Origin of the sequence: Hyalangium minutum (genome assembly GCF_000737315.1) — a bacterium.
Taxonomy (GTDB): Bacteria; Myxococcota; Myxococcia; order Myxococcales; family Myxococcaceae; genus Hyalangium; species Hyalangium minutum.
On sequence record NZ_JMCB01000012.1, the window covers coordinates 216,625 to 234,935 of the forward strand.

Annotated in this window: 18 protein-coding genes; 5 read left to right on the forward strand and 13 right to left on the reverse strand. The window is 67.4% G+C overall.

Annotated features, from left to right (window positions below):
- Positions 1–10 precede the first annotated feature (10 nt).
- The 5 genes from DB31_RS48080 to DB31_RS28520 form a co-directional block, all read right to left on the reverse strand.
- Positions 11–2,521 (reverse strand): type VI secretion system contractile sheath domain-containing protein, encoded by a 2,511-nt coding sequence (locus tag DB31_RS48080; RefSeq protein WP_083968778.1) that lies wholly within the window; start codon positions 2,519–2,521, stop codon positions 11–13.
- Between the two features lie 109 nt (positions 2,522–2,630).
- Positions 2,631–3,608, reverse strand: coding sequence for a hypothetical protein (locus DB31_RS28505; protein ID WP_044193223.1), 978 nt, complete (start codon positions 3,606–3,608; stop codon positions 2,631–2,633).
- 6 nt (positions 3,609–3,614) lie between these two features.
- Complete coding sequence (locus tag DB31_RS28510; protein WP_044193225.1) at positions 3,615–4,655, reverse strand: type VI secretion system protein IglI family protein; 1,041 nt, start codon at positions 4,653–4,655, stop codon at positions 3,615–3,617.
- Positions 4,648–5,034 (reverse strand): DUF4280 domain-containing protein, encoded by a 387-nt coding sequence (locus DB31_RS28515; protein WP_044193227.1) that lies wholly within the window; start codon positions 5,032–5,034, stop codon positions 4,648–4,650. Before DB31_RS28515 ends, DB31_RS28510 begins: the two co-directional genes overlap by 8 nt.
- Positions 5,035–5,052: 18 nt before the next feature.
- Positions 5,053–6,765, reverse strand: coding sequence for an AMP-binding protein (locus tag DB31_RS28520; RefSeq protein ID WP_044193379.1), 1,713 nt, complete (start codon positions 6,763–6,765; stop codon positions 5,053–5,055).
- A 135-nt stretch (positions 6,766–6,900) separates the two neighbouring features.
- On the opposite strand from DB31_RS28520, the gene DB31_RS28525 reads away from it, so the two are divergent.
- Both DB31_RS28525 and DB31_RS28530 read left to right on the forward strand, forming a co-directional pair.
- On the forward strand, positions 6,901–8,466 hold the full coding sequence (locus tag DB31_RS28525; RefSeq protein ID WP_044193229.1) for an OmpA family protein: 1,566 nt from the start codon (positions 6,901–6,903) through the stop codon (positions 8,464–8,466).
- A 64-nt stretch (positions 8,467–8,530) separates the two neighbouring features.
- Positions 8,531–9,154: a hypothetical protein gene (locus DB31_RS28530; protein ID WP_044193231.1), complete on the forward strand. Its 624-nt coding sequence runs from the start codon at positions 8,531–8,533 to the stop codon at positions 9,152–9,154.
- A gap of 56 nt (positions 9,155–9,210) precedes the next feature.
- On the opposite strand, the gene DB31_RS50750 is transcribed toward DB31_RS28530, so the two are convergent.
- The 8 genes from DB31_RS50750 to speD all read right to left on the reverse strand — a co-directional run bounded on the left by DB31_RS50750 (position 9,211) and on the right by speD (position 15,689).
- The gene (locus DB31_RS50750; RefSeq protein WP_240486932.1) at positions 9,211–9,435 is read right to left on the reverse strand and encodes a hypothetical protein; all 225 of its coding nucleotides are present in this window, start codon (positions 9,433–9,435) and stop codon (positions 9,211–9,213) included.
- Between the two features lie 64 nt (positions 9,436–9,499).
- Positions 9,500–9,724: an Rpn family recombination-promoting nuclease/putative transposase gene (locus DB31_RS50755; protein WP_338034325.1), complete on the reverse strand. Its 225-nt coding sequence runs from the start codon at positions 9,722–9,724 to the stop codon at positions 9,500–9,502.
- Positions 9,725–9,844: 120 nt separating this feature from the next.
- Positions 9,845–11,479, reverse strand: a complete 1,635-nt coding sequence (locus DB31_RS28540; RefSeq protein ID WP_205628576.1) for an FAD-dependent oxidoreductase — start codon at positions 11,477–11,479, stop codon at positions 9,845–9,847.
- On the reverse strand, positions 11,470–12,966 hold the full coding sequence (locus DB31_RS28545) for a polyamine aminopropyltransferase (protein WP_044193234.1): 1,497 nt from the start codon (positions 12,964–12,966) through the stop codon (positions 11,470–11,472). Before DB31_RS28545 ends, DB31_RS28540 begins: the two co-directional genes overlap by 10 nt.
- Positions 12,967–12,993: 27 nt before the next feature.
- A complete protein-coding gene (locus DB31_RS28550) occupies positions 12,994–13,221 on the reverse strand; it encodes a DUF350 domain-containing protein (protein ID WP_044193236.1) in 228 nt (75 codons plus the stop codon).
- Positions 13,221–13,382, reverse strand: coding sequence for a hypothetical protein (locus DB31_RS49730; RefSeq protein WP_169787107.1), 162 nt, complete (start codon positions 13,380–13,382; stop codon positions 13,221–13,223). The genes DB31_RS28550 and DB31_RS49730 overlap by 1 nt, the downstream gene beginning before the upstream one ends.
- A gap of 16 nt (positions 13,383–13,398) precedes the next feature.
- Positions 13,399–15,306, reverse strand: a complete 1,908-nt coding sequence (locus tag DB31_RS28555) for a DUF4178 domain-containing protein (RefSeq protein WP_044193238.1) — start codon at positions 15,304–15,306, stop codon at positions 13,399–13,401.
- Positions 15,303–15,689: an adenosylmethionine decarboxylase gene (speD, locus tag DB31_RS28560; protein ID WP_044193241.1), complete on the reverse strand. Its 387-nt coding sequence runs from the start codon at positions 15,687–15,689 to the stop codon at positions 15,303–15,305. The genes DB31_RS28555 and speD overlap by 4 nt, the downstream gene beginning before the upstream one ends.
- A gap of 82 nt (positions 15,690–15,771) precedes the next feature.
- Here speD and DB31_RS28565 point away from each other — a divergent pair, with 82 nt between their 5' ends.
- The 3 genes from DB31_RS28565 to DB31_RS28575 are packed head-to-tail and all read left to right on the forward strand — an operon-like array spanning position 15,772 to position 18,305.
- The gene (locus tag DB31_RS28565) at positions 15,772–16,773 is read left to right on the forward strand and encodes a lipase family protein (RefSeq protein WP_044193243.1); all 1,002 of its coding nucleotides are present in this window, start codon (positions 15,772–15,774) and stop codon (positions 16,771–16,773) included.
- 28 nt (positions 16,774–16,801) lie between these two features.
- Positions 16,802–17,566 carry a peptidylprolyl isomerase gene (locus DB31_RS28570; RefSeq protein WP_044193245.1) on the forward strand — a complete coding sequence of 255 codons (765 nt, stop codon included), beginning with the start codon at positions 16,802–16,804 and terminating at the stop codon, positions 17,564–17,566.
- A gap of 7 nt (positions 17,567–17,573) precedes the next feature.
- Entirely contained in the window at positions 17,574–18,305 is a 732-nt protein-coding gene (locus DB31_RS28575) for an alpha/beta hydrolase (protein WP_044193246.1), read from the forward strand.
- Positions 18,306–18,311: the final 6 nt, after the last annotated feature.

The window sequence follows — 18,311 nt, forward strand, 5'->3', positions numbered from 1 at the left end:
CCACCCGGGACTACTTCGCCGAGCCGAGCCGGGACTCCAGCATCAACGTGACATTGAGGCCTTCGAACTGGATGTGCGGGAGCACCGCGACCTTGCAGTCGTACCAGCCGATCTCACCGGGCTTGGAGATGACCTCCACCGTGGTGGCCTTGAACGGGAAGCGGCGCACGGTGAGATCATCCGGGTTGGCCACCGTGGTGACGTAGCCGGCCAGCCAGGACTCCAGCTGCTGCTGGATGTACACGTCATCCGCGGTGCTGCCGATGTTGTCGCGCATGATGCACTTGATGTAGTGCGCCAGCCGCGTGATGGAGAACGTGTAGGCCAGGTTGGTGACGAGCTGCGAGTTCTCCGAGTCCTTCGGGTCCTTGAACTTCTTGGAGACCTTGATGGCCTGGGTGCTGAAGAAGCACGCGTCGCCGGAGCTCTTGCGGTACACCAGCGGGATGAAGCCGTTGCGGGCGAACTCGTACTCCCGGTAGTCCGGGATGGCGATCTCCACCGGCGGCATGATCTCGTCCTGGCCGCGCAGCGGGAAGGTGTCCACCGGCAGGCCGGTGATGAGGCCGCCGCCCTTGGGGCCGCGGATGGCCTGGCACCAGCCGGCGATCTCGAAGGCCTTCACCAGGTTGCGGGCGAAGAGGATGGCCGAGTTGCCCCACAGGTACTTGCTGGGATCCACCGGACGGGTGTCCTTGTCGGCCTTCTTGCGCGGATCATCCGGGCTGGAGAACCCCTCCTGGTCCAGCTTCTGGATCTCCTTGAGGTCCGCCTCGTCGTACCGGGCCAGCATCTCCCGCTTGGTGTCCTGGCGGGTGTCCTCCTCGAAGTTCGCGAGGTCGTTGCAGGGGTTCTTCTCGGGATGCCAGGGCAGGCGCAGGGCGTAGCGCGGGAAGGTGAGGCCGAGGTAAGCCCCCTCCTCGGTGTCCCGGAGCTTGTTCCACTTGCTGAACTTCGGGTGGGCCAGGTGGCCATCCAGATCCTTGACGGCCTCCACCGCCTGAGCGCTGGCGTAGCTGCCGTCGAAGAACTTGTGGCTGGCGGCGGTGACGAACGGGCAGTGGGCCGCGTTGGCCAGCTTGCCCATGCGCTGCAGCCAGTCCAGGTCCTGCTTCGTCGAGTCGAACTCGTACAGGCCGATCATGGTCCCGAAGGGCCGGCCGCCGTACTGGTCATACTCCTTGATGTAGACCTTCTCGAAGAGCTCGCCGGAGAAGATGTCGCTCGAGTTGTTCTCGAAGTCCTGGCGCAGCTCCTCCTTGTCCACGTCGAGGATGTCGATGGTGATGTCGGCCTTGAAGTTGGTGTTCTCGACCAGGTCTTCCAGTCCGCGCCAAGTGGCCTCCAGCCGCTGGAACTCGGGGTGGTGGAGGATCTCGTTCATCTGGAGGTTGATCAGCTCGTCGGCCCGCTCGATGGCCTTGGCGACCTGGCCCTTGTCGAAGCGGTACTTGGGCTGCTCATTCTCCTTGCTGATCTTCACGCCCTCCACGTTCTGGAGGAGCGCGGCCAGCGAGGACGCCAGCCGGTTGGCCTCGGACAGCTTCTCGTCCGAGAGCTCGACCTTGACCTCGACGTAGTCCGTACCGACCAGCGGCTTCTTCATTGTCTCCGGAGGCGGCTTCAGATCCACGGTCCCGAAGATGTCCGTCAGCATCTGGGTGTTGGCGGTGCCGCTCGGAGTGGTGTTCGCCGCGGGAGTGGTGTTCGCTGCCGGGGTGGTGTTCGCCGCCGGGGTGGTGTTCGCCGCGGGAGTGGTGTTCGCCGCCGGGGTGGTGTTCGCCGCGGGAGTGGTGTTCGCCGCCGCGGGAGTGCTCGCGCCCGAGGTGGTGTCGGCGGGGAGCTGCAGGCCCCTGTACGTCCCTGCCGTAGTGCCTTCGATGGCCGCCACGACGTTCTGGCGCTCGGCCTTCTCGTAGACTTCCCGGATCTTCGTGCGCAGGCCCTTGCTGTTGTCGATGTTGGCCTGAATCTCCTCCAGCAGTTTGCGGAGGAGCCGCAGGCCATTGAGCTTGGGCACCTTCTTGACGACCTCATCCGGGTGGAAGGACTTCATCCCGGTGATGGGCATGTCCTTGACTTCGATCGTGCCACCCTGGGAGCTGATCCAATCCCTCACGTTCGTGAGCGTGAGGCGGATGTCCATGTCCTTCATCACGGAGTTGATGTTGTTGCCCGTGATGGAGCGCAGCGCGCGCTCGCCCAGGTCCCGCTCCTTGTCGAGCTTCTTGGGGATCTTGTTGCCGCTTGCATCCGTCTTGTAGACGGGATTGCCGTTGGCATCGACCTTCGGCGCGCCGTTGGCATCGGTGTCCTGGACGTAGACAGGGACGAGCTCGCCGTCGTCATTCTTGGTGAGGACAGGCTCGGCCCGCTTCCAGCGGTCCACCGATGAGTTGTGCGAGAAGTCACCCAGAATCAGCAACCTCAAGGGCAGCTTGACCGTCTCGGGTTCGCCGTTGATCGTCGTCCGATACGTCAGGGTGATACGGGACTTGGGCAGTTGATCCTGGATTGCCACGGTAATTGTCTCCCGGAATCAGGACGCGTCCCCAACCGCCCCCGCGCACACTCGCGTTCGGCGAAGGATCGAGCCCTGCTGGTTGATCCGCGTTCAACGCTAGACGCGATCAGCGGCGGGTCAACTTTTCGGCTTGACCTGACAGAGCGGGGTCGGCCTCCGACTCGGACGTGAGTCCCTGGAAGAGGATGATCACCTTGGGGGGCTCGGCGCTGTCCTGGGAGGGCTTCGGTCCGGCATTTCGAATGATGGGATCGAAGCCGACGTAGCTCCGAGGGTCGATCCGGGCATAGCCGTGCAGCTCGCGCAGCACCAAGAACACCGTGAGCGGCAGGGGCATCTCGCGCAGGAGCGGGAGGATGTCCCGGCTGAGCCGGCGCTGAGCTTCCTCGGCCCAGGGCTCCGCGGTGTCCGTTACCGCCTCGTCCAGGTAGATCCACACCTCCAGGCCGGTCATCGGGACGAGGGAGTAGCCGCCCATGGGAGGCCCCTCTCCCAGGACGGTGTACCCGAGCAGGAGGTTGGGCGCGTCCACCCGCTGGCGGCGCGGCTCCCGCCGGACGAGCACCTCGGCCTCGGGAAAGACCTTCGCCACCAGCCAGTGCAGACTGCTCGGGCTCGACAAGCGCAGCAGCGTCAGGCGGTCCACGAGCGACTCCGGCTCGCTCCACCCGGGCAGCAGCGACTCGTCCCGCTCCGGGGTCAGGCTCTTGAAGCGCTCGCGCAGCAGCACGTCATCGAAGAAACCGAGGAAGTCCTCCATCATGTCTTGATCCAGCTGGTGCATCCGCTGGAAGAAGAACGAAGGCAGAGGTGTCTGCACCGTGAGCAGGCCCAGGTTCCCGGTGACGATGACGCCCTGGTACGGCTCCGTGACGAACTGGATGGAGTGGAGCAACTGAGGCTGGTGCGCCTGGCTGCGATGGCTTCGGAACTCGACCTCGTCCCGGGAGTAGCCTAGCCTGGCGAGCACGTCGAGCAGCGCGGGGACATCGAAGTCCTGAATGCGCTTGGCAATGAGCGCCTGGATGCGCTCCCGCTCTTCGGGAGGAAACAGGCTCCCTCGCGTGCTGGGCTCCGGTGGCATGGAGGCCTACTCCTCCTCCCGGGTGTGCTGCTCCAGGAAAGAGTCGAGATCCACCCGGTACAGCTGATCGAGCGACCGGAACGCCAGCGACTCCGTGTTGTGCAGCAGGGGCTCGAGCGTCTCCGCATGGGTGCTCAGCCCCGCGAAGAAGCGGGTGAAGAGCATGGGCAGGTAGACCCGGGGATCGAAGCGCTCAATGACGCCCAGGACATCTGCGGCGACGATGCCCGCCTTGAGGAAGTCTTCCTGCTCCACCAGGACGTCGAATGCGTGGAGCTTGCGCAGCAGCAACTCCATGGCGGGAGAGATGGGCAGGCCGGGACTGGAAGCGTGCGCGCGAGGGCTGGGCCGCGGCTCAGAATCGGTCTCTGGCTCTTCGGCCTCCTCGTCCTCCAGCGGTTCCTCGCTCTCAGGCGCGGCGGCGGCCGGGGCCTCCTCCTTCTTCACAGGGACAGATGTCCCGGTCACAGGGAGCGCGCTCAGCTGTTCTTGCAGCCAGGCCAACACCGGGCGGAGGGCCTGCTCACAGTCCCCCCCCGGCAGCGCCTCGGTGCAGGCGGCGAGGGCGGACGCGCCGAGGGAGAGCGCCTCTTCGACAGGCGCCCGGTTGGAGGGCTCGCGCCAACGCTTCCACTCCGCGTCCTTGAGCTTCTCGTGGTGCAGCATTTGCCGGTTCACGCCCTTGAACAGCCAGCGCACGCTGGTGTTGGCGAGGAGGGTCTTCTTCTCCTCTGGACCGAACGCTCCCAGGCTCTCCTTCAGTGTCGTGATGACCGAGCGGAAGATGCGGGGCATCCCCTTCAGGCCCTGATTGACGAAGCTGCCCATCAGGTAGGGGCCGATGATGCGCACATCCCGGATGCCATCCCGCAGCAGCGCCTCGGCCGTACGCGCCGCCATGTCGTACTCGGCCTTGGTGACATAGGCGTCCACGGTGTCCAACCGTGGATCCTCGTCCTCGGTGTCATCCTGCCTCGGCGGCGAGCCCTGGATCGGCTTCTCCAGCAGACCGCCGTCGAGCGGAGGCAGTTCAGCCGCGTCAGCCATCCATCACCACGAACTGGCCGGGGTTGATCACCTGGATCACTCCGCCCCAGGTGCACATGAGTTTGCAGGTGTTGTCCACGGCCGGCATGTTGCCGATGAGGACCGTGGGCACGCCGGGGAGCCAGGGAGCGACCGTGAAGGGCACGCAGGGCATGGGCGTGAGCACGCCCAGAGCGGCGGCCGTTGCCGCGGCGACCGTGGGGTTCGCGGGCGAGCTGCACATGCCAAAGGGGATCACGTTCAGCATCGGCACGTTGTCCATGATGTTGGCCGCGGGGGTCGAGCCCATCACGCGGTTGGCCGGCAGAACCATCAACGTGGACGGCGCCACTCCGAAGCTGCACTGCAGCGTGGCGCCCATGACGACCTGTGCTCCCATGATGCGACCTCCGTCATTTCACTTGGCCGGCCCATCGTCACCCGAGCCCTCCTCGCTCGCCAGGAAACGGCCGCGGATCGCCGTGAGGGCCAGGAACATCGGCTCCTTCGTCTTGGCATGGAGAGCACCTGTCTGGTACTGCGAGCGGCACCAGGCGTCGTCAACGGCTCCTTTCTTCGTCCGTCGTGGGTAGAGCGGGAAGAACTCGATGACGTCGGGCTGGAACTCCGCGCCCAGCCGCTGCTCGAGGGTGCGGCGGAGCTCCTGATCTCGGCCCCCCGCCTCCTTGTCCGTCACCGCAGGGGGCTCCGCGCCGGTGAAGACGAGCAGCACGAACTTGTGGCCCTGAAGGCCTCCCATGGGGACAGGGACCACGGAGGCACCGGCGTTGAAGGGCAACCCTTCGAGGGCGTCGACCACCTCGGAGGCGGGATAGATTCGCCCCTCCCGCCGGATGTCCTTCGTGCCGGTGTAGGAGTACTGATCGCGGATGCGCGAGAGGACCGCGTAGCCGGGCAGCCGCTTCTTGTCGGGAAGGAGCGTGTAGATGCCCATGTCCCCCGCAGCCTTCTTCTTGCTCACGACATCGCGGAACTCCCACACGCGGCCCGCGGCGGGGGCCGCGTCGATGTGGATGTCCCCCACGCGCCGCAGGGAGCCCGCCACTGCGCCTCCCGACGTGGAATCCACGAGGACGTTGGAGCAAGGCACCTTGTCGAGGTTGAACTCATTCACCCACGTGCGCCAGCCCTTCCAGTCGAGGGGCTCTTCGGGGTTCCGGAACCAGTGGGAGATGTTCTTGAGGTTGCGGCTCTTGGAGCTCAGCAGCAGCTCCCGAAGCTTGGGCGAGACGCCGAGCGCGCGGATGGGGTACGCGGACAGCAGCTCGGGCTCCTTCTTGAGGTCCGCCAGCTCCAGGTGAAGGAAGGTGGCACCTCGCAGCAGGCAGGCGAAGAGCAGGGCCGGCTGGTGCTGGAGGAAGTGGTAGCCGGGCCCGGCGAGGTGATCTCCTCCACTGAGCGAGAAGGTCAGCAGCCCGTCGCACATGGCGCCGAGCCACGCATCCACGGCCGTGAGCTGCACGGGCTGATCTGGCGGGTCATTCAGTGGCGAGAACAGGAGGCCGATCGGCTCCGCCGGCTTGTAGGTGTACGAGGCGAAGCTGGGCGCGGCCATGCCCCGACTGCTCAGCAGGAGCTTCTCGAAGCCCTTGAGCAGCGGCAGCTGGTGGGGCTCAGCGGCGATGTGCTTGGGCTTGAGCGCCGCGAGCCGGCGCGTGACGAACCACGTCCCCTGCGGCGGCAACAGGCTGAAGCAGGCCCCCAGACGCAGGCAGGCCATGAGCGAGATGACGAGCTCGATGCACGGGTTGTAGAGCAGGCAGACCGTCGCGCCGGGCTTGACGCCCTGCTCTTCCCACTCGGTGGCTCTCCGGGAAGCCCGATCGTGGAGCTGGCGGTAGGTCAGCGTCTGCCAGCCTTTGAGCCGGTCGAAGATCCGGTAGGCCACGCGCTCCATGTTGGCGTGCTGGACGACCAGGTCCTGATAGAAGTCGTAGTGCTCGCCTGGGCGGCTCTTGGACGGCACGCCCCGGCCCGTGTGAGCAGCGGTCAACGCGGCGATGAAGCCATCCGGATCCGCCCAGCTCTCTTCGAGCCACTTCGGCAGGTCCGCGTTGGAGGGCTCCGCCGCGTCGAGTTGCTGGAGAATCTGCCGCACATCGAAAGGCATGGGGTCGCGCCGGCTCCGCGCGAAAGACTGCGGCATCTCCTCGGGTCTGTACACTTTGTCGCCAGCCGGGCATCCCTGGCGAATAATGCGCCGATGGGTGCAGCCCCGGATCAACGTGGACACGGCAGGAGGAGTGTGGCGCTCGCGCTGCTGCTCTGTGCCTCCGTGGCCCAGGCCCAGGAGGTCACGCCCCTCCCCTCCTTCTCTCTGGAGCGCCTGGAGCTGAACCCGGGCCTCGGGCCGATGACGCTGGGCAGTGGAGAGCTGCTTCCCGAGCGGGCGCTGCGTGTCTCTCTGGTGGGGCACTACCAGCGAAGTCCTCTGGCGGTGCAGATCGAGGGCGAGCGGCTCTCCCTCCTCCGGGATCGCACCACGGGTTGGCTGTCGCTGGCCTATGGCGTCCTGCCCTGGCTCGAACTGGATGCCCAGCTCAGCGGCGTGGCCGTCCAACAGGGAGATGATCCGACGTCGCTGGGCATCCGCTCTCCCTCGCGAAGTGGCCTGGGCATGTCCTGGCTCAGCGCCCGGCTGGGGTTGCTGAAGTCCACCCCTCAGCAGGCCGTCCACCTCGCGATGGAGCTGGGCGCGGGTCTGCCCGTCGGGCCCGAGGGAGCGTTGGTGCGCGATCCCGGTGTCAGCGCGCGAGGCCGGCTCCTCCTGGGGAGACGTTTTGGAATCGTGACGCCGGCCCTCGAGGCGGGTGTACTGCTGCGCCCCACCGTGGTGTTTGGAACGAGCCTGGGCACTCAGGACCGGGTAGGCAGTGAAGCCCGCTTCGGTGCGGGGCTGACGGTCGGCCAGACGCTCCGGGGCGAGGTGACCGCGCGCGCCGCGTTCTCCTGGGAACAGAGCCGAACCAGCGCGGAGGTGATGGGTGGGCTGCGGTACTCCCCCTCGGCGCTGTGGGAGGTCTTCGCCCTCGGTGGCGCGGGCTTCGGCGCGGAGCCGGGCACCCCTCGATTCCGAGCTCTCGCGGGTCTGGCCATCCTCCTCGGCGCGGAGCCGACACCGCCTCCGGAAGAGGTCTTCTACGAGCTCGTCACGCCCCTGCCCCCTCGCAAGTCCTCCTCGCAGACACCGCGAGAGGGCACGTCCTCCCCTCCCTCCTTGCCGGAGCCCACCCCAGAGCCCTTGTCCACGGAGCAGAGCAAACCGGAGCCATCCTCTCCGGACGACGGACAGAGCTCGGCAGAGCCCGAGCCCGACACGGATGGAGATGGCGTGGTGGACGCTGTGGACGCCTGTGCCCGTGAAAGGGGGACTGCGGCACAGAACGGGTGTCCCGCCGAGAAGCCCCCCCTCGTCACCCTCACCCGCGATCGGCTCGTCCTCCACGGACAGGTGTTCTTCGACACGGGTGTCTCGACGCTCCCAGGCTCCTCTCCCGTGCTGGACCAGCTGGCGGAGGTGCTCCTGGAGCATCCGGAGATCCAGCGGGTCGTCATCGAAGGCCACACGGACACAGTGGGCTCCGAGGCCTCCAATCGGACACTCTCTCAGGAGCGCGCGGAGACGGTGCGGCGCTACCTCATCGAGAAGGGTGTTCCCTCCCAGCGGCTGGTCGCCCAGGGCTTCGGCTTCCGGAGACCGGTGAGCAGCAACGCCTCCACCGAAGGCCGCGAGCATAACCGCCGCGCCGAGCTTCGGCTGCTCCTGGGTGAGCCCGCGCAGACTGGAGCCACCCAGGCTCCCCCTCTGTAGGGCTCGAGCGCAGGCGGAGAAACCCGGTTTGCAGCGGCGATCCGCGCCTCGTAGGATCTGGGCCATGCCCGAGACCGTGGGAGACAACTCCGCCGCAGTGATACCCACTCCCGATGAGCGGGCGAAGCTGGAGAGGCTCAGCTCCAAAGAGGCGTATGACGCGTTTCTTCTCGCGGCTCGCGCGGTCGAGGTGAACACGCTTCAGGAGTGCAAGGCGAACGCAGTGCTCGTCCACGACACGGTGACGCGCGGGGTCGAGGCGGTGCTGAGCCATGAGGCGGAGCTGGGCCAGCTTCCCGATGTCGATGTGGAAGAGCTGCGCTCCCTTCCGTGGCTCGTGCAGGGGCTGGCGTTCGCGATCCTGCAACAGCAGCGCAGCTGGAGCGCTGCGGGGAGGGGGTCCGCTGACGGTGCACTGCCTTCCCTGGCCGAGGCCACCGAGCTGCGCGACCGGTTCTGGACCTTGCTGCTCCAGCGCCATGATGCGCTGTGGCGGTGTGGAGCGTGGATCTATGGGCAGGAGGTGGACTCGCAGGTTCCACCACTGCAGGCCCGGCGCGGCTGGGAGGCGGCGGTGGGACAGCGCAACGGTACGTCGTCCTCGTCCGAGCCGGATTCCTCACCGGTCCGGCATCGGAGAAGGGAGCGGTTCGCCATCCGCATTGGCCCGGATTTGTCGAGACTCTGAAGCTGTGGATGACGCGAATTGAAGAATCTGGCGGAGCAGAAGTACCGCTCCGCTCTTTACCCACTCGCAAACACGTCCGAGAGGCTCGCGACCTTCAGGGCACGCTCAAACCACCGGTCGAGCGCATCCAGGTCTGTGCACGACAGGATGCGTTGGCGAGCATCCGTGTCTACGGCGATACCCCTCGTCGTCAAGATGCGAACAACTCCCTCGGCGCGCTCCCTCGCTCGCCCCTCGACCCACCCTTTTTGGCGCCCCTCCTCTATGAGTTCGTCCGCCATGGTTCGCATCAGTTCCTCCTTCCGTTGCGCACCTGCCAGCGAATGTAACACGCGCCCCAGAGCCTCACGCGCGTCCGCGGCTCCGACCTTGAGCAGGTAGTAGACAATGGCGCGGAGTTCGGAGTTCCGGGTCCACCACACTGCCAGACTCGCGGCGCAGACTGGACCAGTCCACCCCGGCCACGAACTCCGGTGGCAACATGGCACGCAGTTCCGCTGCAGCCCGCTCGGGCTGGCCAAAAGCGAATCGTGCGAACAGATCGTGCGGGCCGGACATGCGAGGCGGCATCCAGCACGACGCGTGCCAACACGAAGATTCAGAGCGTCCGCAGGGAAAAGCCCTCAGCTCAGGCGTGCGACGAGTCTCGTCCGGTGGACGGTGCGTCCACCGTGGGAGACAGCTCCACCGCTACAGCCAGCTCGTCACGGAGTGCCCGAGTTCCTTCAGTACCCGCTCGGCGGCCTTTACTCCGAACCAGTTGGCTTCCTCGAACAGCGCCATGCCTCCCAGGTCCGTGTGCGCAAAGTGCAGCGTGCGCCCCAGGCTCTCCTGCGCCGCGAACCGCGCCGGGCCCCACATGAACCCCGGAGAAGGCCGCACCATTGCGTGCCCCCACCGCATCACCTCCAGCCGCAGGGCCTGCTCCTCGATGCCTGGGTGCGCCAACATCATGTCCGCCATCACCATCGCCTCCCACTCCCCGTAGCCCGCGGACAGTGCCTTCTCTCGCTCGGCTTTCACGTCCGCCCCCGCCATCGGCAGGTACCACGTCAGCACCGTAGGCCCGCCCTCGTACTGCCGCAGCGCCTGATGCGTCGCCACCACGTAACCCAAGCTCTTGCTCTCGTAGAGCACGTTGTCCCACGCCAGGGGGAATCCTCTTCCCCTCGGCGGCTTCGACAGCGTCAGGTTCGCCACCACCCACGGCCCGTACGTGAACGCGCCCATCCACTCGGGCCGCTGCTGCCGCCACGGCGCCACCACGTGGCCCGCCACGAAGCGCGGCCCCGCGAACACCACCTGCTTCGCCTGGAACGCCCGCGGTTTCCCTGTTCCCGCCTCCAGCGCCTCCACCCGGCAGCCCTCCGCCCCAGGCTCCACCGTGTGCACCAGCACGTGCCGCTCCACCTGCTTCGGCGACAGTGACGACAGCAATTGCCGGATCAACCGCCCGTTGCCCTCGGGCCAGCTCAGGAAGCCCTCGCTGCGCTCTCCCTTCCCGTACTGGCGCGCCGCGAAGTACCAGATGCCCGCCCACGCGGACACGTGCTCGGACGTCGCCCCGTAGTCATCCCGGCACGCGTAGTCCACCACCCACTTCAAGCGCGGCGAGCGGAAGCCCTCGGCCTCCATCCACTGCGCCATGCTCACCTTGTCGAGCGCCGTCCACTCCGCGTCGTCGCTCGACAGCGCCGTCGGCACCGCGAACGCCTTGCGCCCCTTCGCGTCCTTTGCCGCTCCGAACGCGTTCATCCGCGCCTCGAAGCGCTGCGCCTGCGCCAAGTCGTCCGCCGTGGCTCCCGCTCGCAGGTACAGCCCCTCGTACCACTCGCCCTGGTAGAACAGCCGCTCGTCTGGCTCGCGGATCAGCAGTTCCTCCGAGAACGTCGGATACCCCTCGGCGTCCGTCCCCGTCACCGCCCCCATTTCCCGCATCAGCCGCAGCACCGCCCCCTGCTCGCCCATTGGCGCTGGCAGATAGTGCGCGCCCCACGGATACGCGGACACCGAGTTCTTCCCCGAGCGCGACGTGCCCCCCACCTCGTCATCCAGCTCCACCACCCGCACGTCCTTCAACCCCGCCCCCGCCAACCGCCACGCCGCGGACAGCCCCGCCGCCCCCGCTCCAACGATGAGCACATCCACCGGCTCGGCCACCTCGGCACGCGGCAGCGGACCGCCCCGCAGGCGGTGCCCCGTCTCCACCGCCCGGTCCACGATGGCACCCGGCACCGGCTCCCGCTTCCGGGAGGTCCGGCACGCGCTGGCCGCCACCGCCGAGCCCAAGAACGCGGCAATCAGCTCCCGCCGCGTCAGTTCCACCGCCGCCACTCCTCCTCGTAGTAGTGCACCAGCACCTGGTTGTTCAGCCGATTCACCTCCACCGGCAACGGCCCCATGTCCGGCGCGAACTGCGTCAGGCTCTCCAGCGTCCGGTCATCCAGGAAGGACAGGCCCTCGGGCAGCGCTCGGCGGCGCGGCACGGGCTCGTGCGCCACCAGCACGTACCCCCACTCGCCGAACGAGGGCACCAGCGCGTGGTACGGCTCCGTCCAGAACCCCGCCGCCTTCAGCGTCGTGTCCACGCACCAGTACGAGCGCCGCGCGAACAACGGGCTCGTGCTCTGAATCACCGCCACCCCGTCCTTCGCCAGCCGCTTCTTCAGCAGCTTGTAGAAGCCCGTGGTGTACAGCTTCCCCAGCGCGAAGTTGTTCGGGTCCGGGAAGTCCACAATCACCACGTCGTAGAGCCCCTCACCCTCGGCCAGGAAGTTCATCGCGTCCGTGTTGATGACCTTCATCTTCGGGTGCGTCATCGAGTGGTGGTTGAGCTTCACCAGCTCCTCGTACTTCGTGGCCAGCCCTGTTATCGCCGGATCCAGATCCACCAGCGTCACCGACTGCACCTCCGGGTAGCGCAGCACCTCGCGCGCCGCCAGCCCATCCCCGCCCCCGAGAATCAGCACCCGCTCCACCGAGCCCGCCCGCACCATCGCCGGGTGCACGAGCGACTCGTGGTAGCGGTACTCGTCCACGCTGGCGAACTGAAGGTTCCCGTTCAGGAACAGCGAGAAGCCCCGCTTGCCCCGCGTCACCACGATGCGCTGGTACGGCGACGTGGAGGAGTGCACCATCTCGTCCGCGTAGAACTGCTCCTCGGAGAACGTCGTCAGCCGATCCCCCAGCGCCAAGCCCACCAGCAGGAACAGCGACAGGGCCACCGCCTTCACCCGCAGCCGCGTGGGGTGCGCCAGCACCGGCCCCAACAGCCACGTGCTCCACAGCCCCACCAGCGCGTTGAGCAGCCCGAACACCAGCGAGGTGCGCACCAGCCCCAGCTTCGGTACGAAGAAGAGCGGGAAGCACACGCTCGCCACCAGCGCGCCCAGGTAGTCGAACGTCAGCACCTGGCTGACGAGGTCCTTGAACTTCACCTCGTCCTTCAGGATGCGCAGCAGCAGCGGAATCTCCAGCCCCACCAGCGTGCCAATCACCAGCACGCTGCCGTACAGCGCCACCCGGAACACGTCCGTCAGCGCGAACGTCATGAAGAGCAGGGGGGCGCAGAGGCCCCCCACCAGCGCCACGCCCAGCTCTATCTCCACGAAGCGCTGGGCCAGCCCCTTCTCGAGAAAGCGCGAGAGGTAGCTGCCAATCCCCATCGCGAAGAGGTAGCCGCCGATGACGGTGGAGAATTGAGTAATCGAGTCCCCCAGCAGATAGCTGGCGAGCGCTCCCACGATGAGCTCGTAGATGAGCCCACACGTGGCGATGACGAGGACGGTGACGAACAGCAGCGTCTTGTTCAAGTCTTCACTTCACTTCACGGCCCGCGGTCATCCGGAGATGGCCGCCGCGATGATGATGGCCAGACCGAGGATGAAGGAGCCGATGACGATGCCCAGAGCCGTGTTCTGGTCGACCTCGATCTCCTTGTGCACGTCGTAGGGAAGGATGAAGCGGATGACGTAGAAGCCCGCGACAAACACGGCCAGACCGATGAGCGAATAGATGACGCTTGCCAGAAGGCCCTGCCAGCTCACCACCACACCAAGTAGCAACATCACTTCCCTCCGTGGAATCCACCGGTCCAGAGGAACACGCCGTTAGGGCCTCGCCGCACCTCATCCGGCACGCGACCCCGCTCTTCCGTCGTGAAGGGCTCCCAACCTGAGAAGGCCATGGCCGCGTACAGCAGCACCACGAGCCCGCCGAAGTATTTCATCTCCTTCTCCCCTCCCTCATGAACTCGATGACGACAAGTTGCTCTCCGCCCACCGCGTGGACTCGAAGCTCGAAGAGCGGATGAACGCGAACAGCGGCCCAATCAGCAACATGACCAACGCACAGAAGAACCACGAGCCACGCGGCGTGTCGCTGGTGAGCTGCACCCGGAACGAGCGGCCCGCGCCCCCAGGCGACGCCGTGCTCCCGAAGGCCGCCGTCGTCCGCAGCACGTATGTGCCCGGATCCACCGAGGACAGATACTCCGAGCCACTCGTGTCGCCCTCGGTCCACGAGCCGTCCGAGTCCGAGCCGTAGTAGTAGCTGATCTCCTGGTAGAAGCTCGTCACCTCGCCGGTGTCCTGGTTCACCAAGTCTCCCTGGATACCAATCCAGTCGTTGCTCACCGGGGCGGACACGTCCGCCTTCACGTTGCCGCGCTTGTGGACCTGGAAGGGCTCGCTGAAGTGGATGGCGCTGGGCTGGCCGGACATCGCGTCCGGCGGCAGCGTCACCGTCATGTCCAACACGCCCTCGTTGGCCGCCAGGACGTTGAGGAACAGGTAGACAGCGATGAGCGCCGTGGCCCAGATGGCCGACCACTTCCACGTGGGCGCGGACTTGTGCGGGTTGGGCTGGCTGGGCGCCACGCCCTGGGGCGGCGGCAGCGGCTCCTTGAGCTTGAAGGCCTCTTGGATGACCGAGGGCGCCAGATACTCGCCGTGGGTGTACGTGACTTCGTTGCTCGTGGCGTCCTCGTTCACCGAGTACGGCGGCGCCACGTACTCGACGGCCTGCGCCATCTCGCCCGAGCGCACCTCCCAGTAGAACTCGCCGAGCACCGTCTCCGTGACGGCCGTCACCGACTGGAAGGCCTTGTAGCGCCGGCCCTCGTAGTGCGCGGCCACGCCCGGCACCAGGGACACGTCACCCGCGTCGATGGGCTTGAGGTACACCCAGTGCCCGTTCGACTGCATCAGCCAGGTGAAGCCGCGCGCCTTGTGGAAGAGCAGGTACTCCTCCCACGGGTAGCGCGTGCCATCCACTGTGCACGAGCGCACCACGAAGCCGATGCAGATCCACTCCGTCCCATCCAGCTGGCCCTTGGTGCCCAGCGGAATCAGGGGCGCGTGCTCCGGCTTCTCCAGCAGCTGGAGGAAGGCCAGCTTGCCCTGGCTGGCGTCCAGCAGCGCGCCGCAGAAGGGGCACGCCACGCGCTTCGTCTGATCCGGCGCTCGCAGCTCCAGCGCGCCGTTGCACTGAGGGCACCGCGCCTGCTGCAGCGAGACCTTCTTCGTCCGGGGACGCAGCTGGTCCGACGGGATGCCGAGCTGCTCCAGCTTCAGCCGCTGGCCGAGGAATACCTCTGGATCCTGCCCGCGCGGGCCGAAGTCCAGCGACGCGAACATGCCCTTGGGGCCCGTCGCATCCACATAATAGTGGTCCTCGGTAGGGTCCACGTCGCTGGGCAGTTGGCCCGCGGCGGCCGTGATGCGCGCGTGCCCGCGCTCCTCCACCACGAAGGGGCGGTTGCGCAGGTTCAGGCGCTGGCCGGGGTAGGCGTCGTCCAGCTTGATGCCCTCCTCCAGGCCCGCATCGAACATGAGGTGGAAGGCGCCCTCGGACTCGCTGAGCCAGCCGCTGCGGCCGTCGTCGAACTCCACGTACCACTCGTCCCACGGGCCCGCGCCGTGGTCCTTCTGGAGGTGGCCCACCAGCCGGTAGCCCGTCTTGCCGTAGCGGCCCTCGAGCCCCAGCCGCAGCGGCGAGTCCGTGTCCACGATGGCGGCGATCCTCCCGTGCGCCTCGAGGTTCACGCCCTTCTTGGCCACCACCGTCTGGCAGTAGCTGCAGACGACGACCTGCGCCGTGCCCGCGGTAAACTCGACCGGAGCGCCACACGAGGGGCATTGCCCTTGCGTCACGCCTTCACCCCCCTCGGCAGCTCACGTACCTCGCAACCCCGCGCGCCCAGGTGACGGGCCACCAACGCCTCGAAGTCCGGGCGCGGGCGGACGCGGCAGCTGTACAGGTTGAGTGCCGCAAAGCCGTGCTCGGGGAAGGTGTGAATGGTCAGGTGGCTCTCGGACAGCAGCGCCAGCCCGGTGACGCCTCCCGGCTCCGGGAACACGTGCCACTGCGGCTGGCCCACCACCTTGAGCTCCAGGAGGACGATGAGTTCCTCGAAGAGCCCGGCGAGGGCAGCCCGGTCCTTGAGCCTCTCCGGCGTGCAGCCGCTGGCATCCACCAGCCATTCCTGTCCCGTGGTCAGCGTGGAATCCTCCCCAGACTGACCACTTTCTATCACGAGCCTTGTCCTCTGGGGCGACGGCTTCGAGCCAGGGGTGGGTTGGCGCGTGTGGGTCCCCTCCCGGTACGCTGCGGGGGTCATGCCGCCCCCGGATCGCCGCCCCGAGTTCCCTGCCTCTCCCCTCCCCCCTCCCGAGCCCGCGGCCACCCCGGCCCCGGGTTCTGGAGCCATCGACCGGATGGTGCGCTCGCTGCGCGGCCTGCCTCCGGCGCAGCCCTGGTGGGGCACCGGGTGCGCGGGCCAGGCGGGCTGGTTCCGGGCGGAGTCGGCGCCCACCACCGAGGCCACCCCCCGCTTCCAGCAGCTCTACGCACGGGCGCGCCTGGGCGAGGCCGTGCTGCCGGGCGACGCGACGCGCCACCTGTATCTGCTGGTGAAGGGACTGCTCGGGGACGAGATGTTCGGCTACCTGGAGCCCAACCAGGTCCAGCTGGAGCGGCGCGGGCTGGAGACGCGCGCGGTGCAGGTGGATACCGAGGGCTCGCTCGCGGACAACATCGAGGTGGTGCGTCACGCGCTGGAGGACGCGGCCTTCTTCGGGCGCTCGGTGGTGCTGGTGGGCCACAGCAAAGGCGCGGTGGAGAGCGTGTCCACGCTGGCGCTCTACCCGGAGTTGCGGAAGCACGTACGCGCGGTGGTGGCCATGCAGGCGCCGTACGGAGGCTCGCCCATCGCGCACGATCTGACGACCTCGCCCGAGCTGCGCCGCATGCTGGACATCGCCTTTCCGCTGTTCTTCTACGGGGTGTCCCGCTCGGTGGATGACCTGGCCTACCCGGCCCGCATGGAGTTCGTGCGGCGCCACCCGTACGCTGGCGAGGTCCCCACCGTGTCGCTGGCCACCTCACGCTACTCGCGGCGCTCGCTGCTGTGGCCCGTGGCCCGCTACATGTTCGAGCGCTACCAGCTGCCCAATGACGGGTTGGTGGCTCAGGTGGATGCGGAGATCCCCGGCTCGCGGCTGGTGCGCCTGAACGACATGGACCACGCCGAGGCCGCGCTCGTGGGATTGCCGGGCTTCGCCAACCACCACCCGGGCAACATCACCGAGGCCCTGATAGCGCTCGCGCTGGAGTCCTGAGCGGAGCCATGGCTAGGATGTGCGCGCTATGCGCACTCGAATCCTGACCACTGGACTGTTGCTGCTCGCTCTCACCGCTTGCACCAAGGACAAGGAGAAGGAAGCCACTCCGGCCAAGCCGCCCGAGGCCGCCGCCGTCAAGCCTCCGGAGCCCCCCGCCGCCAAGCCTCCGGAGCCTTCTGCCGCCGCCAAGCCTCCCGAGGCCACTCCGGCGGCCACGCCTCCCGCCCCCGAGGCCGCGAAGACGGCCTGGCAGAAGGCCGCGCTGGAGGGCAAGGACCTCTACGCCACGCTCGACACGAGCGAAGGCACTATCATCGTGAAGCTCTTCGCCAAGGACGCACCGAAGACGGTGGCCAACTTCGTGGGCCTGGCCGCGGGTGAGAAGGAGTGGAAGGACCCCTCCACGCTGCAGCCGACGACGAAGCCGCTGTACGACGGGACGGTCTTCCACCGCGTCATCCCCAACTTCATGATTCAGGGCGGCGATCCGCTGGGCCAGGGCGTCGGCGGCCCCGGCTACAGCTTCGAGGACGAGTTCCAGGGCGGCCGCACGTTCAGCAAGCCCGGCATCCTGGCCATGGCCAACCGCGGCCCGAACACCAACGGCAGCCAGTTCTTCATCACCGTGGCCAACACCGAGTGGCTCAACAACCGCCACACCATCTTCGGCGAGGTGGTGAAGGGCTATGACGTGGTGGAGAAGATCGCCAAGGTGCCGACGGCGGGCGCCAACAAGCCGCTGACGCCCGTGGTCATCAAGAAGGTCACCATCAGCGACAAGCAGCCGTAGTCGCGCCATGCGAGGAGTCTCCACCCGCCTGGGCGAGCTGGACTGCAAGGTCATCGACGGCCTGCCTCCGGGGAGCCCCCCGGAGCTGGCCGTCATCCTGTGCCACGGCTACGGCGCCCCTGCCACGGACCTGGTGCCCGTGGCGGCGGAGCTGATGACGCTGCGTCCCGAGCTGGCGCAGCGCACGCGCTTCGTGCTGCCCGGGGCGCCGCTGCCCTTGATGGAGCTGGGCATGCCCTCCAGCCGGGCCTGGTTCCCCATCCCCCTGGAGCTCTTCACGGGGCAGTTCGACTGGGACAAGTACTCGCGCGAGGAGCCCGAGGGACTCCGGGCTGCGCGCCGCGCGATGATGAGCACCGTCTCCGCGGTGGCGGCGGCGACGAACCTCCCCTACGGCCGCATCGTGTTGGGAGGTTTCAGCCAGGGCGGCATGGTGGCGACGGATGTCGCGCTGCGGCTGGAGGAGCCTCCCGCGGGCCTGTGCATCCTCTCAGGCACGCTCATCGTCCGGGACGAGTGGAAGGCCCGAGCGGAGGCTCGCAAGGGGCTGCCCGTCTTCCAGGGCCACGGCCGGTACGATGATCTCCTCCCCATCCAGACCGCCGAGCGCCTGCGCGACCTCCTGACAGAGGCCGGCCTGGACGTGGAGTTCCTACCTTTTGATGGGCCCCACACCCTCATGCCCGAGGAGCTCGAGCGGATGGCGGACTTCCTCATGAAGCGGCTGGAGGCCCGATGAGGAGGT

What these genes read in the sequence shown, in the direction of transcription:
- DB31_RS28505 (WP_044193223.1), bottom strand. Translation starts at nt 3,608, where the DNA reads ATGCCACCGGAGCCCAGCACGCGAGGGAGCCTGTTTCCTCCCGAAGAG.
- DB31_RS28510 (WP_044193225.1), bottom strand. Translation starts at nt 4,655, where the DNA reads ATGGCTGACGCGGCTGAACTGCCTCCGCTCGACGGCGGTCTGCTGGAG.
- DB31_RS28515 (WP_044193227.1), bottom strand. Translation starts at nt 5,034, where the DNA reads ATGGGAGCACAGGTCGTCATGGGCGCCACGCTGCAGTGCAGCTTCGGA.
- DB31_RS28520 (WP_044193379.1), bottom strand. Translation starts at nt 6,765, where the DNA reads ATGCCTTTCGATGTGCGGCAGATTCTCCAGCAACTCGACGCGGCGGAG.
- DB31_RS28530 (WP_044193231.1), top strand. Translation starts at nt 8,531, where the DNA reads ATGCCCGAGACCGTGGGAGACAACTCCGCCGCAGTGATACCCACTCCC.
- DB31_RS50750 (WP_240486932.1), bottom strand. Translation starts at nt 9,435, where the DNA reads ATGGCGGACGAACTCATAGAGGAGGGGCGCCAAAAAGGGTGGGTCGAG.
- DB31_RS50755 (WP_338034325.1), bottom strand. Translation starts at nt 9,724, where the DNA reads ATGCCGCCTCGCATGTCCGGCCCGCACGATCTGTTCGCACGATTCGCT.
- DB31_RS28550 (WP_044193236.1), bottom strand. Translation starts at nt 13,221, where the DNA reads ATGTTGCTACTTGGTGTGGTGGTGAGCTGGCAGGGCCTTCTGGCAAGC.
- DB31_RS49730 (WP_169787107.1), bottom strand. Translation starts at nt 13,382, where the DNA reads ATGAAATACTTCGGCGGGCTCGTGGTGCTGCTGTACGCGGCCATGGCC.
- DB31_RS28565 (WP_044193243.1), top strand. Translation starts at nt 15,772, where the DNA reads ATGCCGCCCCCGGATCGCCGCCCCGAGTTCCCTGCCTCTCCCCTCCCC.
- DB31_RS28570 (WP_044193245.1), top strand. Translation starts at nt 16,802, where the DNA reads ATGCGCACTCGAATCCTGACCACTGGACTGTTGCTGCTCGCTCTCACC.
- DB31_RS28575 (WP_044193246.1), top strand. Translation starts at nt 17,574, where the DNA reads ATGCGAGGAGTCTCCACCCGCCTGGGCGAGCTGGACTGCAAGGTCATC.